The sequence below is a fragment of the Vibrio sp. 10N.286.51.E5 genome, from assembly GCF_041469125.1.
In the GTDB taxonomy this organism is placed as follows: domain Bacteria; phylum Pseudomonadota; class Gammaproteobacteria; order Enterobacterales; family Vibrionaceae; genus Vibrio; species Vibrio crassostreae_C.
Window position 1 is genome coordinate 111,402 of the sequence record NZ_JBFRJZ010000045.1, and the last position, 15,535, is coordinate 126,936.

General features: G+C 45.0%; 13 protein-coding genes and 1 pseudogene. 11 read left to right on the plus strand and 3 right to left on the minus strand.

Annotated features, from left to right (window positions below):
* The 5 genes and pseudogenes from AB4161_RS16605 to AB4161_RS16625 all read left to right on the plus strand — a co-directional run.
* A pseudogene (locus tag AB4161_RS16605) lies at positions 1-174 on the plus strand (porin family protein); the annotation flags it as partial.
* A 213-nt stretch (positions 175-387) separates the two neighbouring features.
* The gene (sbcD, locus tag AB4161_RS16610; RefSeq protein WP_017067000.1) at positions 388-1,641 is read left to right on the plus strand and encodes an exonuclease subunit SbcD; all 1,254 of its coding nucleotides are present in this window, start codon (positions 388-390) and stop codon (positions 1,639-1,641) included.
* Between the two features lie 5 nt (positions 1,642-1,646).
* A complete protein-coding gene (locus AB4161_RS16615; protein ID WP_372083665.1) occupies positions 1,647-5,363 on the plus strand; it encodes an AAA family ATPase in 3,717 nt (1,238 codons plus the stop codon).
* Positions 5,364-5,638: 275 nt separating this feature from the next.
* Entirely contained in the window at positions 5,639-5,773 is a 135-nt protein-coding gene (locus AB4161_RS16620; RefSeq protein ID WP_372083666.1) for a DUF2256 domain-containing protein, read from the plus strand.
* 160 nt (positions 5,774-5,933) lie between these two features.
* Entirely contained in the window at positions 5,934-6,818 is an 885-nt protein-coding gene (locus tag AB4161_RS16625) for a PA4780 family RIO1-like protein kinase (RefSeq protein WP_029235559.1), read from the plus strand.
* Between the two features lie 147 nt (positions 6,819-6,965).
* Here the strand turns inward: AB4161_RS16625 and AB4161_RS16630 are convergent, their stop codons facing one another.
* The 3 genes from AB4161_RS16630 to AB4161_RS16640 all read right to left on the minus strand — a co-directional run bounded on the left by AB4161_RS16630 (position 6,966) and on the right by AB4161_RS16640 (position 9,993).
* On the minus strand, positions 6,966-7,706 hold the full coding sequence (locus tag AB4161_RS16630) for an SDR family oxidoreductase (protein WP_065583629.1): 741 nt from the start codon (positions 7,704-7,706) through the stop codon (positions 6,966-6,968).
* Positions 7,706-9,277, minus strand: coding sequence for a cryptochrome/photolyase family protein (locus AB4161_RS16635; protein ID WP_017063969.1), 1,572 nt, complete (start codon positions 9,275-9,277; stop codon positions 7,706-7,708). The genes AB4161_RS16630 and AB4161_RS16635 overlap by 1 nt, the downstream gene beginning before the upstream one ends.
* A gap of 293 nt (positions 9,278-9,570) precedes the next feature.
* On the minus strand, positions 9,571-9,993 hold the full coding sequence (locus tag AB4161_RS16640; RefSeq protein ID WP_017063967.1) for a universal stress protein: 423 nt from the start codon (positions 9,991-9,993) through the stop codon (positions 9,571-9,573).
* Positions 9,994-10,228: 235 nt separating this feature from the next.
* Here AB4161_RS16640 and AB4161_RS16645 point away from each other — a divergent pair, with 235 nt between their 5' ends.
* From AB4161_RS16645 to glpQ, 6 genes are all read left to right on the plus strand, one after another.
* A complete protein-coding gene (locus AB4161_RS16645) occupies positions 10,229-11,359 on the plus strand; it encodes a PcfJ domain-containing protein (protein WP_372083667.1) in 1,131 nt (376 codons plus the stop codon).
* A 23-nt stretch (positions 11,360-11,382) separates the two neighbouring features.
* The gene (locus AB4161_RS16650; protein WP_282575869.1) at positions 11,383-11,517 is read left to right on the plus strand and encodes a hypothetical protein; all 135 of its coding nucleotides are present in this window, start codon (positions 11,383-11,385) and stop codon (positions 11,515-11,517) included.
* 65 nt (positions 11,518-11,582) lie between these two features.
* A complete protein-coding gene (locus AB4161_RS16655; protein ID WP_372083668.1) occupies positions 11,583-12,017 on the plus strand; it encodes a GNAT family N-acetyltransferase in 435 nt (144 codons plus the stop codon).
* Positions 12,018-12,258: 241 nt separating this feature from the next.
* Positions 12,259-12,513, plus strand: a complete 255-nt coding sequence (locus AB4161_RS16660) for a DUF3297 family protein (protein WP_017059204.1) — start codon at positions 12,259-12,261, stop codon at positions 12,511-12,513.
* 505 nt (positions 12,514-13,018) lie between these two features.
* Positions 13,019-14,392 (plus strand): glycerol-3-phosphate transporter, encoded by a 1,374-nt coding sequence (glpT, locus tag AB4161_RS16665; protein WP_052878355.1) that lies wholly within the window; start codon positions 13,019-13,021, stop codon positions 14,390-14,392.
* 77 nt (positions 14,393-14,469) lie between these two features.
* The gene (gene glpQ / locus AB4161_RS16670) at positions 14,470-15,525 is read left to right on the plus strand and encodes a glycerophosphodiester phosphodiesterase (RefSeq protein WP_372083669.1); all 1,056 of its coding nucleotides are present in this window, start codon (positions 14,470-14,472) and stop codon (positions 15,523-15,525) included.
* Positions 15,526-15,535 lie beyond the last annotated feature (10 nt).

Here is a 15,535-nt window from a genome sequence, read left to right on the forward strand (position 1 = left end):
GGCTTCCATTTTGGTATAGGTGTTGAATACACGCCAGTAGAAAGCCTAACCTTACGTTTAATCTCACAAGCAGATGCAGTAAATATCGAATTCTTCGGCCCGAATGGTAATAGACTGGCAAGCCGTGATGTAGCGTTTAGCACAGTAACTCTGGGCGCTTCGTACAATTTTTGACGACCTCTGTGAAATAGCTTAAAGCTAAAGCTATGGACACCTAAAACCGCTCTAACGTTGAGCGGTTTTTTTATGTCAAAAATAACGATTGGTCACGCTATGGGCGGAGTTGGTCCAAAGCCTGAAATTAGTTGGTTTTCACAAGCTTATAAAAGGGAATTATCTCGACTATTTTGGTAGATTAAAGGTATTACAGACTTCCAGTGAGCAGCAATGAAGATTCTTCACACGTCCGATTGGCACCTTGGCCAAAACTTCTACAATAAAAGCCGTAAGAATGAACATGAACGGTTTTTACAATGGTTACTTGAGCAAGTTACAGAGCACGACATCGACGCGATCATTGTTGCTGGCGACATTTTCGATACCAGTACACCGCCGAGTTACGCTCGTGAGATGTATAACAAGTTTGTGGTCGATTCGAACAAGATCGGTTGCCAATTGGTGTTATTAGGTGGAAATCACGATTCAGTCTCTGTGCTTAAAGAGACACAACAGCTGCTCAAATACATGGGCGCAGACGTGATTCCTAATACCAATGAAGATCATGCGACTCAGGTTGTCGAACTAAAAGGCAAGAACGGCGATGTAGAAGCGCTGGTTTGTGCCATTCCTTTTATTCGCCCTCGCGATGTGTTGATGAGCCAGGCGGGTGTCACTGGCGTTGAGCGTCAGAAGCAACTCGGCGATGCAATCAAACAGCATTATCAAAGTGTTTATGATGCGGCGGTTGCTAAGCGCGCGACGTTTGTAAACAGCGAGCACATGCCGATTATCGCTACCGGTCATTTAACGGCGATGGGTGTCCAACAATCGGATTCTGTGCGTGATATCTATGTCGGCAACCTTGATGGTTTCGCCGCTGATGGCTTCCCAGACGCAGACTATATCGCACTTGGTCATATCCATCGCCCACAAGTGGTGGCAAAGCGTGAATACATTCGTTATTCAGGCTCTCCAATCCCACTAAGTTTTGATGAACTTAAGTCTCAGAAACAAGTGTGTGTTGTTGAGTTTGTTGAAGGTGAGCGCACCATTTCTCAATTGCCTGTTCCCACATTCCAACCTCTAGCTGAAATCAAAGGCGACTTGAGCGAGATCGAATCTCAGCTGAACCAATACATAGGTTTAGATAGCGAACAAAGCGTGTGGTTATCGATCGAAGTGCAAGCGCAAGATTACCTTTCAGATCTCCAAGAACGTATGCGTGCATTGACCGAAGGCTTGAACGTAGAAGTACTTCAACTGCGCCGTGCAAGAGAGCGTCGTAATCAAGCATTAGAGCAAGAGTCGGCAGAAACCTTATCTGAACTGAGCCCGATGGACGTGTTTAGCAAGCGTATTGCCTTAGAAGAGTTTGAAACGGATTCTGAAAAAGCGCGTTTAGAGCGCATGACGGTGAAGTTTAAACAAGTGATGGTTGAAGTGTCTGAGAGCGCTCAAGCGCCAAACAAAGTAGAAGAGTAACCAGTATGAAGATTTTAAGCCTAGAATTTGAAAACCTGAACTCTTTGAAAGGACGTTGGAAGCTCGATTTCACCCAATCACCGTTTGCAGAAAATGGTCTGTTTGCGATTACTGGCCCAACAGGGGCGGGTAAAACCACCATTCTTGATGCGATTTGTTTGGCATTGTTCCACCGCACACCGCGTTTGAAGAGCATTGCCAAAGGCAACAATGAATTAATGACACGTGGCACGGGTGAGTGTTTTGCTGAACTGGAATTTGAAGTGCAGGGCAAAACGTACCGTTCTAACTTCCATCAAAAGCGAGCGCGTGGAAAACAAGATGGCGCATTACAAACGCCAACGTGTGAATTTGCCGATGCTGACACAGACAAAGTCTTAGAGACGATGCTGACCAAGAAAACCAAGTTGGTGGAGCAGGTAACAGGTCTCGATTTTTCACGCTTCACTAAATCCATCATGTTGTCTCAGGGTGAGTTTGCGGCGTTCTTAAATGCCAATGCTAACGACCGTGCAGAGCTACTTGAAGAGCTGACGGGAACAGAAGTTTATAGCCTGATTTCAGAGCGTATCTACGATCATTTTAAGTCGAGTGAAGAGTCGCTTAATCAACTTAAAGCGAAAGCTGAAGGTGTGAGCTTACTGTCTGAAGAGCAAATCAAAGAGCTGACCGCAGAGCGTGAAACGCTAGAAGTAGAGCAGAAGCGTTTAGCCGAGCAATTAAAAGAGTGGCAAGTGCATCTTAGCTGGTGGAAAGACGTGACCAAAGCTGAGCAAACTATTGCGGCCAGTGAGCTCGATCTGAAAACCGCTCAAGATGAACTAGACCGTAACCAACCGTCACTAGAGCGCTTGGCAAACAGTGAGCCGGCTGAAAAGCTGCGTCCAGTACACAAAGATTTAAAGCGTTGCGAACAAGAGGTGAACACTACTCAAGCTCACCTAGATAACAGCACCAAGTTACTTGCCGTTCGTGATGCAGAAATGCAAGACGCGCAAACTAAACTGACTCAAAGCAGTGCGATTGTCGAACAGGTAAAAGCCGAACAGCAGGATCAAGAGAAGATCATCGAGCAGGTTCGCCCGTTAGATAACCAAATTGCCGTACTCAAAGATAAGCAAACTGCGGCCGTTAGTGCAGCGAATACGCTTAACGAGCAACATACGCAGCAGCGTAATCAACAGATTGTTTTAGTCCAAAAAACAGATGCACTGAAGCAACAAGATAAACTCAGCACTGAGTACCTAAATACGCATCAAGCTGACCAACATCTGGAAAAATACCTAGGTCAGTGGCAAGCAAAGGTCGAGCAAGTTCGTACTCTAGAGCGCCAGCATTCAGAGCAGTTGAATTCAGCGAAGCAAGCTTTGTCTGCAGTTGATGCACAGCAAACGATCATCAAATCCGCGCAAGATGCTAAAGCAACGCAAGATAAAACTTTAGCTGAATTGGTTGTGCTAGAAAGTAGTGCAAAGCAACAGTGGGAAGCCTTGCAAGGCAACACTAGCGAGCAAGTGTTGAATTCGCAAAAAGATCTGTTGGAGTTTTGGAATCGCAATACGCACTCATTACTCGAGATCAATCGTTGTTTCCTAAATGCCCAACAACAGCTGCACGCAAAAACACAGGCACATCAAACCAACACCCAGTTGGTCGACAAGCTTTCGAAAGAGCGTGAAGTGTTGCTTCTGCGATACCAAGAAAAAAAGACCTCACTTGAACGTTTAGTTCGCTTAATTGATCAAGAAGGTGACCTTGCGAAATACCGAGCGTCATTGAAGCCAGGTATGGATTGTCCATTGTGTGGTTCAACAGACCATGCGATCGAACAATCACAAAGTTCGAAGGATTTGAATGCCCAGAAAGAGCTTGAGGAACAAGAATTAGCAGCGATTCAGAAAGAAGGCCAAGAGCATCGTCAGCAGTTAGATTCTCTTACCCTTGTGATTGTGGCGCTTAACGATGACATTCAACGTGCGCAAGCGGATATTCAACAAGCTCAGCTGAATTGGCAAGGCGTTGTCGGCAAGCTTCAACAGAGCTTATCGGATTTCGTTGGCACGGCTCCTGAACTGGCACTGCTAACGATTAACGATTTAGGCAATGAAGCTACAGTCGCGACCTTTGCTCAGCAGTGTGAACTTCAACTAAGTCAGAGCGCGCAGCAACTCAAAGCGTTGGGTGATGCTAAAGCGCATTACGCTGAAGCTGAGAAACAACGCCTGTCTGTAAGTGTTATGGCTGACAAGGCGCAGTCTAATCTCGAGTTGGCCGAGCAACGCTTAGCTGATTTGAATAAGCAAAACCAAGTCGCAAACGAGCAAGTGACTCAAATAGCTCAAGCGAAAGGCCAGCAATGGAACGCTTTGAAAGAGAGCATTGTTCAAACTTCTATCGAAGCACCTGAACTTGAGCATATCGATGATTGGTTTACTGCGAAATCGCAAGCATCAAGCACATGGCAGCAAACCAAACAGCAACAGGCCGATATTGAGAAGCAACTGATTACTCAAAATGCCGAATTGAAAACGTTAGACGACAAGCTAAGCAGTGTTGAGAAAGAGCTCGCGACACTGACGCAACAGAGTGAGTCTTTAGTGTCAGAACTCACTCGTGTAACGGCTGAAAGAACAGAGTTGTTTGGTGACAAAGACATTCAAGCCACCAGCAATGCGATGAAGCAAAGAGTCACTGAAGCAGTAAATGCATTTGATGCCGCGCAGTTAGTGCTTAACCGCAGCGAACTTGAACATCGAACCGAGCAAACCAAACACACTGGTTTCTCGGACGAGTTAGTCAGTAAGCAATCGAGCTACACACAAGCGTCGAATGCTTGGTTAGAAGCGCTGAAAACTAGCCCGTTCGAAGATGAGGCTAATTTTGAAGCAGCGTTGTTAGATGAAGAGGTTAGAACTCAACTTCAAAGCCTGAAGAAGTCTTTAGACGAAGCGATTGTCAGTGCGCAAGCTAGGTTGAACGCCGCCAAAGCGACACAAGTGGATCTACTAAATCACGAAAATGCGAAAGCATGGCAAGAGCAAAACCAACAGCAAGTTGAAGAAGCGACGACTGAGTGTCAAAACGCACAACAAAGCCATGCAACCAAGATCGGCGCAATTTCTGCCAATCTTGAAACGGATAGCCAGAACCGCAGTAATCAGCAAGATCTGTTTAAGCAAATTGATGAGCAACAAGTCGAGTTTGATGATATCTCTCGTTTGAACTCACTTATTGGCTCTAAGAACGGCGACAAGTTCCGTAAGTTTGCCCAAGGTTTAACATTGGAAAACTTGGTGTACCTTGCGAACAAGCAGCTACAACGTTTGCATGGTCGTTACGAGCTTAAACGTAAAGCCGACGATGGTTTAGAACTGCAAGTGCTCGACACATGGCAGGGCGATGTGATGCGTGATACAAAGACTTTATCAGGTGGCGAAAGCTTCTTGGTGAGCTTGGCGTTGGCATTAGCGCTATCTGATCTTGTGAGCTACAAAACCAGTATTGATTCTCTGTTCTTAGATGAAGGTTTCGGCACGTTGGATAGTGACACATTGGACATTGCCCTTAACGCGTTAGATAACTTGAATGCATCAGGCAAGATGATCGGTGTCATTAGCCACGTTGAAGCACTGAAAGAGCGAGTGCCCGTTCAGCTTAAAGTGACAAAACACTCTGGCTTAGGTGTGAGTGAGATGGAGAAGCAGTACAAGGTTGTCGCTTAGGTTGTTACTTTGGTTCTTGCTAAATTTATCTGCGCAGAAATAGAAACAGAGCTAGATGAAGCAGATCCCCGACTCAGTCGTTCCTCCTTCTCGAGGATGACGGAGTCGGGAGTAGTCACAAATCACTACGCAGTCACTCCTTAAAGTCAGGAACGAACGTCATAGAGAACTAGGCTTTGTTCGTATTGCCTTCGTCATTCTCTAAAGCGAGGTACGAGCGTAATAGGGAATCTCTAGTAAACGCAGGAAGTGGATGCTTCAAGAAGGGAACGGCCATGCACAAGAAACCCCATTTACCGACTAAGATATGTCCTGCTTGCCAAAAGCCTTTCGCATGGCGTAAAAAATGGCAGCGCTGTTGGGATGACGTGATCTACTGTTCTGAACGTTGTCGTCGTAATAAGTCTTAGTCCCATAATCTGAATAGATCAGGTCAATCCTCATGATCTAAACCCGTTAACTCCAATATTTCCTTCCTTTGTCGTAATTTTGATGATCCTTTAATCGTTTCGTCATTCATTTCTCAAGTTAATATTTCTATCTGTAAGATAAGTGATGTATAAAGGCGGCATGAAGATACCTAAAAGAATACAGCCTTTAGTTGACGACGGTTTAGTCGACGAGGTGACAAGCCAACTCATGAGTGGCAAAGAAGCATCGGTGTACATTGTGCGCTGCGGCGATACGATCCGTTGTGCCAAGGTATATAAGGAAATAAGCCAACGCAGCTTCAAAAAAGCGACCGCGTATCGTGAAGGCCGAAAAGTCCGAAATAGCCGCCGCGCTCGAGCGATGGAAAAAGGCTCTGGCTTTGGTCGTGAACAACAAGAAAAGGTTTGGCAAAGTGCTGAAGTGGATGCCTTATATAAACTGGCAGAAGCGGGTGTTCGTGTGCCTGTCCCTTATGGTTGCTTTGATGGCGTACTGCTTATGGAGCTGGTCACTGACGATGAGGGTTACGTTGCACCACGTTTGAACGATGTGGTGATGTCAGCAGAGCAAGCGATCGAAGACCACGCCGTGATGATGACTTACGTAGTTAAAATGCTGTGTGTTGGTTTGATCCATGGTGACTTGTCTGAGTTCAACGTATTGGTGGATGAGTACGGTCCAGTAATTATCGACCTACCACAAGCGGTTGACGCTTCGGCTAACAACAACGCTGAGTGGATGCTGGCTCGTGACATCAATAACATCCGTGACTATTACGCTCAGTTTGCTCCTGAACTGGCAAAAACCGAGTATGCCAAGGAAATGTGGGCGCTGTACGAGAAAGGCGACTTGAAGCCAGACAGCAAACTGACGGGTGAGTTTACGGAAACCGACGACTTGGCTGATATCGAAGCCATCATGCAAGAGATAGACGCTGCGCGAATTGAAGAACAACATCGACGCGAGCGAGCTAAAGAAGAGAAAGAAGGTGTTGACGATACTAAGTTCAATTGGGCTGAATAATCGTGATGATCAGTTTTGATCTTTAGCTAGATATCAACCAAACGCCTTTTAAAACAGAGGCGTTCTTTCTAAATAAAAACCCAATGGAGCTTCAACTCTGTTGGGTTTTCTTTTTTAGCACTAATGAAAGACGAACACTCGTATCAACTACCAATTTAACTGTTCACCATCGTAAGCGTAGAAGTGCCCACTGTTATCCGGTGTGGCAGTGCGAATAATATCGACCAACTGATGGGCGACATAGCTTGACTCAAACAACTTACCTTCAGGGACATTGGTCTGAAAAGGCTTCGACAGAGCTGTGTCTGTCGTGCCCGGGTGCAGAGCCAACACGGTGCCTTTCTTAATGGTGCGTTGCCATTCGATCGACATGGTTTTGATGAACATATTTAGGGCTGCTTTCGATGAGCGGTAGCTATACCAACCGCCTAATCTGTTGTCTGAAATACTGCCAACCTTTGCGGATACCACAGCAAACTTTGGATTGTCGCTCGCTTTAAGTATCGGCGTGAAGTGTTTTGCTAATAACAAGCTGGGCAGGGTATTCACAGAGATGTTTTTGAGGAAAAACTCAGGGTCGATGGACGACAAGTTCTTTTCCGGTCCAAGATCTGGAGTGTGGAGCATACCCACGCAGTTGATCAGCCAATCAAGTTGTTCAAACTCAGAACTCAAGCGCTTAATATCAGCTTCGTCGGTGGCGTCGACTTTGTGCCAGCTCAAGCGATTGTTTTCTAGTTCCGGCTGTTGAGAGTGGTAAGTCGCGTCTACATGCACATCAAGAAAATCAAACCGAGAGAGCTCAGATAATAGGTGTTTAACCACAGCGAAACCAATACCGCCGCTCCCACCGACCACCAATATGTGTAATCTGAGTTGCTCCACCATTATAAGTTCTCCAAGTTTGTGATTCGTTGTTCAGCAGTATCGAGAATCGCTTGTTGTGATTGCTCATCCATGTTGTCCCAAGAGCGATATAACATGCCCATACGTGGGTTGCGGTTTAACGCATCGCGGTGCTGGTCCATAAAGCGCCAATACAAGCTATTGAAAGGGCAAGATTGCTCGCCGCTGCGTTCTTTTATCTTGTAGTGACAGCCTTTGCAGTAGTCACTCATGCGGTTGATATAGGAACCGCTGGCAGAGTATGGTTTGGTTCCTACGATCCCGCCATCCGCAAACAGTGCCATACCTCGCGTATTTGGCATTTCAACCCACTCAATCGCGTCGACGTAAATACCGAGGTACCAACTATCGACTTGGTCAGGGTCTATACCCGTGATTAAACAGAAGTTGCCAGTGATCATTAACCTTTGGATGTGGTGCGCGTAAGCAAACTCAAGAGACTGGTCAATCGCATGCTTCATGCAGTTCATCTTGGTTTGTCCGTCCCAAAAGTAATGGGGCAGGTTATTATGTGCTGAGTAATGGTTTTTGTTGGCGTAAGCAGGCATGTTTGCCCAATAGACGGCGCGTATGTACTCTCGCCACCCCAGTATTTGGCGTACAAATCCTTCGACCTGTGCAATATCGATGCTTGGCTTATCTGGTGAGCTGTCTCGAAGACAGGATGCTTGGTAGGCCGACAGTGCTGCATCAATCACTTCTTTAGGGCTCAGCAGTTTACTGTTCAACGAGAACGATATACGGCTATGATACAAGCTCCATTTAGAGTCGTGCTCTGTCGTCATCGCATCTTGAAACTGCCCAAATAACGGCAAGCAGACTTGGCAGAAATGAGCGAGTAGAGACAAGCTTTGTGCGCGGTTCACCGGCCATAGTAACTGGTTACCTACTTGACCAATAGTTTGCACTTGGTGGTGCTCGATACGCTGCAAAATGTCGGTTATGTCATTGGTAAACATTAGCGGCTGAGGCAGGTTTTCGATGTCTTGTTTCTTGAGTTTCTTTCGATTGTTCGCGTCGTAATTCCATTTGCCGCCAACGGGCTTTCCGTCTTCTAACAAAATGTCGAAACGCTTTCTCATTCGGCGATAGAAGTGCTCCATCATGATGTGTTTGTCTTTCGGAAACTGTTGTTCGATCTCTTCGAATGGAAAGAGGAAGTGTTCTGTATCACAACAACCTTTGGTCGCATTGGTGAGCTTGAGCTTGTTCATCTGCTCTAAAAGGCGATATTCATCTGGCCTTTGATATTCGAATTTCTCTGCGCCGAATTCGTGTACATAGTGCTTTAGAAGTGTGTCTAGGTTTTCAAATTGCGTTGTGTCGTCAAGAGTAAGGTGCAGTACTTGATGACCTTGTTCTTTGAGTTCGTTAGCGAAGTAACCCATCGCACAGAAAAACGCGGCCACTTTTTGAACGTGAGAGGCAACATAATCTGTTTCTTGTTTTAGCTCAGCAATGATGTAAATAACGTCATCGTTAACCTGTCTAAACCATGAATGCTCAATGTTGAGTTGGTCACCTAATACAAGTCGTACCGTTTTAAATTTCATAATGCGTCCTGGTTTGTGAGGCTTGTTGTGACTGCGTTACCGCCTGTCCATTGATTGATGAAGGCATGGTCTGGGTCGTACATTTCAGTACGTTGATTCAAATCGAAATGACGTGATTTGTTAATTATTAGACGCTTACGAGTTGATAGGCTGACAAGATCACAAATGACTACTCTAAGTGGGAAATAGGAGATTTCGATCAGGATGAGTGTGTTGAAGAGGATATCAAGCCAACCAATAATACCGATAGAGGTTGGCAATGCCGGTTATTTTTGAGTGTCGAACTGGAGCTTCTATTCCATTGGAACAACGAGAATATCGATAGGGGAAGTATCGATGATCTGTTTAGAATGGGAGATGAGCTTATGCCAAAAATCATGGTGATGGCCGCATAGCAATAGGTCAACGCCGTTGGCTTCGATGGCATTTTTGAGCTTATCGTTCAAATCACCCGTTCCCACGAAAATGTGCTTGATTGGGTGCTTGGCGTAGGCTTCAAACTCTTTCAAATGCTTAACGGCATCTTCATTGATGGGTAAATCACCGTCATTTCCCTGAATATCAACGAGCTCTGGATAAATTTCTCCATGCGTACCATCGATATAAACAAATGAAATGCCAGCCTCCAGTTTATCAGCGAAGAAGGTCGCTCTATCAATGAGAATCTTGGTGTCGTCAGACAGTTCAAGTGCGACCAGAATATGTCGGTAATCCATAATTAAAGCCTCTTGTTGTGAGTTATGTAACAAGCATAGTTTCTGTTGACGCAAATGATATCGAAGAGATCTCATATTCCGTAAAATCATCATTCAATGTTCTTCTAAGCACTATCGTATTTATATCGCTTTGATTGGTAAGAAATTTACAAAAGGTTGATATAGTGGTTGAAGCGCTAGCTTATGCTGTTAGATAGGCTTGATAGTTCAATGCGCCAATAACGAAGAGGCATCAATGACAGCACTACTAACCATTCCCACTCGAACATTAGGTTTCGACTACGATATTGAGATCCGAGACTGGTCTCAAAAGCTCGTCGGCTTTCATGTGTTTGAAGATGGTAGACGACCGCTTGATGGAGGCATTGGGCTGAGCCTCAACCTTGTTGAACAGTTTGACGTGAATGGTCGTTGGCTAAATTCATTACCTGCGCGTTATCGTGAAATCACCGACGACTTTCCAGAATACCAATACCAGATGTTGTGGCTTGCTGCGAATACTTATGAAGCCGCGCAATTGCTTGAATTAAGGCCTGTTATTTTGGCTTTGATCTGCATGAAATACAGTGTCGACAACAAGAAAGCACTGGCACTAAGTCGCTTAGGGCAGAAGAAGATCCTTACCAAGTTGGGCTTAGACGGCAGCAAGGCGACACTCAAATTCATCGACAAGCTAGAGCTTCATTACAATGTTGGTGATGAACTCGACCACATTGTTCGCATTCTCGAGCCACTGCAAAGACGAGTTCTTAAGTTTAAGCATTACTCAAAAGTTGGATACACAGCCCTGCGTTTGGACCAAGTTCATCCATTTCTAACTGGTAGCAGGCTAGGGATTGCAATGGTGGAAGAGGGCAGACTTAACGCACCGTCGAAGATGGCGATGTTCCAAGATGCGATATTGCTAGGGCAAGATTTGGAGATGGATGATCCACTGCGCGCGATTACCAGTCAGAACTCTTTTGCGATGTTTGAACAACTCCATGACCGCTGGACGGAGCAACGCCAATTACGTCGTTTGGAGGGTAACTGCCCAATGGATAAAGACATCCCTTATCCCGTTCCTTTACTTGGCAATGACAACATTCATCCTCTCACGGATTATTACGACCTTGAACATGAAAGTATAGAGCAGAAGCACTGTATTGGTGTGTATCACAATCGAATCATGAGCGATCGTTATGTGGTGTTCCGCATGCTCAAACCTCAACGTTTAACCATAGGTTTACGCCGCGTTCCGAGCAAAGCATTTCCGTTTGAAATCGACCAAATCTGCGGAAAACGAAATGCACCGCCGTCGGAATCCGCTCGCCAAGTTATTCACGACTGGTTAGAAGCGAGTAAGCAACAGTATCCTAAGCAATAGCCATGAAGTAGAAGGAATACAGGATGTTTCAACAAGGCGATCTTTGCCCGCATTGTGGTTTGATTATTGTGATGCCTACGGAACTACAAGGTGAGTGTTTAGGATGCGGCGAAGAGATTAATCAAGACCCTGCAGACGATTATGACGAAGAAGAGTAGCTTTATCGACTCTGATATAAACCAAGGCTAGGATGGCCAAACCACCCCTGTCAAAGGAAGGAAAAATGCAGAAAGTAATCTTTAGAAATTGCGATGAAAGCTCTCCTTATTGGAGTGAATTAGAAGACTTATTTCAAAGCGAGTGGTCGGATTTCAAGTTTAAAGACACCTATGAAGAAAACGTAAATCTCCCTCCGGTAATCACAGTACTTCGCGATAATGTGGTCATTGGTGGTTTGGCGTATTCCTATTTTCAGGAACCTCATCAAGTTCGGGATGTGGTTTGGATCAACGCCGTGTTTGTCGCCCCTCAATGGCGCGGCCAAGGTATTGCCAGTGAATTGATTAATCGTGGTGTCAGACAAGTATCTTCTACAGTGCAAACTCAACTCTACGCGTACACCAATATCACGGGACTCTATCAAGGGCTAGGTTGGTCAGTTGTTGACATCGAATCAGAGCCAAACCATAAAGTGATGAGTATTGAGCTCAAACGATAGGCTCACAATGAAAACCTACTTGTGTGGTATCTGCTTTTCAAGTAATGAAGTGCTCGCTGTATCCACACCTCATAACTCTGTTAAATTTTCGTTTGAAATTATGCATATATCGCCTTTAAATCAAACAACTCGCTGTCGATTAAAACGATCACGACGATTTATTGCAGCAGTTGTTGAGCACAAAGCCTATATTGACTAGAATGACGCACTTTTTTTATTTACGTACATACAGGTAATGAACATGAGCGATACTAATTCAAGACCAGCTTTACCAGATCATCTTGCAGGTAACCCACGCAGCCCACACCACGTTGCTGAGTGTTTCGAATACCCAATCGGCATTCGTCTAAATGGTAAAGAGCGTACTGATGTTGAAGAATACTGCATCAGCGAAGGTTGGGTTAAGATCCCTTCTCCAAAAGCGCTAGATCGTTTTGGTCAGCCAATGCTTATTACTCTAAAAGGCACAGTAGAAGCTTTTTACATCGACGCATAATCACTTCGTGTGGTGAGCTAATACTTCGTGTAATTAGCTAATGTTGGTCTCATTAGTCAATACAAAACCACCAAGCGTTATTACCTAAAAGGGTCTAGAGAAATCTAGACCCTTTTTGTTTGCATTGATTTTGACGAACTTCTTTAATCGATAGCCCAAACCACCTTCATAACTCCACAGATTCAACCAAAATTGTTGTTATTCACTATGCATTTGCAGTAATAACAAAGTTGTTGTTGGTTGATTTATGTTCGCTCGCTCTTTTTGGATTTATTTACCCTCGAAAGTTCTGATGTTTAATTGAACAGATACCAACAAAAATATGAAGCGCAGTCTAATTAAATGAAACTAATATGCTGTATTTAAAGTTATTTTTTGTTAATAACTACCTCTATCACAGAAATTAATCCTGAAGCACATACAATTCCCTTGATTTCGAATGAGCGCTAAATTTTTTCGTTCGAGCATTTTAATTCTTCCTTCGCCCAATAATTATGAGGTTCCTATGTTTGGAATATTCAAACCTATGGCGCATATCGATCGCTTGTCATCAGATAAGATCGATAGCACCTACACACGACTACGATGGCAGCTGTTTCTCGGCATCTTCGTTGGCTATGCGGGGTACTACTTAGTCCGTAAAAACTTCAGTTTGGCAATGCCTTACTTGATTGAACAGGGTTTCAGCCGTGGTGAGCTAGGGGTGGCATTAGCAGCCGTATCTATTGCTTACGGTTTATCTAAATTCTTAATGGGTAGCGTTTCTGACCGTTCAAACCCTCGTTATTTCCTCAGCGGCGGCTTGTTAATGTCGGCACTGGTGATGTTCTGCTTCGGCTTTATGCCATGGGCTACAGGCAGCATTACTGCGATGTTTATCCTGCTATTCTTAAATGGTTGGTTCCAAGGTATGGGTTGGCCAGCTTGTGGGCGAACCATGGTTCACTGGTGGTCACGTAAAGAACGTGGTGAGATCGTGTCGGTATGGAACGTTGCTCACAACGTGGGTGGCGGTTTGATTGGTCCAATGTTCTTGTTGGGGCTGTGGGCTTTTAACGACGATTGGCGAACCGCTTTTTATGTTCCTGCATTTTTTGCCACTCTCGTTGCTATCTTTGTTTGGTTTACCGTAAGAGATACGCCTCAATCTTGTGGGTTACCACCGATTGAAGAACACAAAGACGATTACCCAGACGACTACGATACGTCTCATGAGAAAGAAATGACGGCGAAAGAGATCTTCTTCAAGTACGTTTTCTCTAACAAGCTGTTGTGGTCAATCGCGATTGCTAACGCGTTTGTTTACCTTATCCGTTATGGCGTACTCGATTGGGCTCCGGTTTATTTAAAAGAAGCAAAAGACTTCTCAGTAGATAAATCATCATGGGCTTACTTCCTGTATGAGTGGGCTGGTATTCCTGGCACGTTATTGTGTGGTTGGATTTCAGATAAGTTATTCAAAGGCCGACGCGCACCTGCAGGTATCTTGTTCATGGTTCTAGTGACAGTCGCTGTATTGGTATATTGGTTGAACCCAGCAGGTAACCCAACGGTTGATATGTTGGCATTGGTTGCGATTGGTTTCCTTATCTATGGTCCTGTAATGTTGATTGGTTTGTATGCACTGGAACTTGCACCTAAGAAAGCAGCGGGTACAGCTGCTGGTCTAACGGGTTTGTTTGGTTACTTAGGTGGCGCGGTTGCTGCGAACGCAATACTCGGCTTTATGGTTGACCATTACGGCTGGGATGGCGGCTTCATTATTTTGGTCGGCGCTTGTGTGGCTTCAATCATCTGTCTGCTTTACGCCTTCTTAGGTGAGCGTGCTCACCATAAACAAAAAGATCTCGAACGAGAGAAAGAAGCGCTAGCTCAGTAGTGTATTTACTGAATCACATCTATAAATAACAACAGAGGCAGGTATATCCTGCTTCTGTTTTATCAAGGAAAACAATAATGAAAACAACGTCACTGTCTCTGACCTTATTAGCACTAAGCTTATCTGCAAATGTATTCGCCGATCCTTTAGTGATTGCGCATCGCGGTGCTTCTGGTTATTTGCCTGAACACACATTGCCCGCTAAAGCGCTCGCTTATGCGATGAAACCTGACTACATCGAACAAGATGTAGTGATGACCAAAGACGACCAATTGGTGGTTTTGCATGATCATTATCTAGACCGAGTCACCGATGTCGCGGATCGCTTTCCAACACGTGCTCGCGCAGATGGCCGCTACTACGCGATTGATTTTACGCTCGCTGAGATTAAATCCCTGAAAGTGACCGAAGGCTTTAACCTCGATGACCAAGGTAAAAGAGTGGCAGGGTACCCAACGCGCTTCCCAATGTGGCAGTCTGATTTTCGTGTCGCTACCTTTGCAGAAGAGATCGAGTTGATCCAAGGCCTAAATAAGACCTTAGGTTATGACGTGGGCATCTATCCTGAAATTAAAGCACCTTGGTTCCATCGTCACGAAGGCAAAGACATCTCCAAAGCGGTACTTGCGACCTTGCATCAATATGGTTACCTATCGAAAGACGACAAAGTGTATTTGCAGTGTTTCGACGCCAATGAACTTCAACGCATTAATGATGAGCTCATGCCAGCGATGGAAATGGACCTTAAGCTCGTTCAGTTGATGGCCTATACAGATTGGAATGAAACCATGACCTACCAAGGCGACAAAGCAACGCCGTACAGTTACGACTGGATGTTTGAAGCTGGTGGCATGGAAAAAGTGGCGAGTTATGCTGAAGGAATTGGTCCTTGGAAGCCAATGTTGGTGGACAATGCATCGACCAAAGATAACATCATCATTAAACCGTTAATGAAGTCAGCAAAAGACGCGGGCTTAGACGTTCACCCATACACGTTCCGTGCTGACCCGGGAAGAATCCCAGCTTATGCTGACAACTTTGATGGCATGTTGGATGTCTTCTACAACCAAGTCAAAGTTGATGGTGTGTTTACCGACTTCCCAGACAAAGCGGTCGACTTCTTGAACCGTTAATACCCCGTCA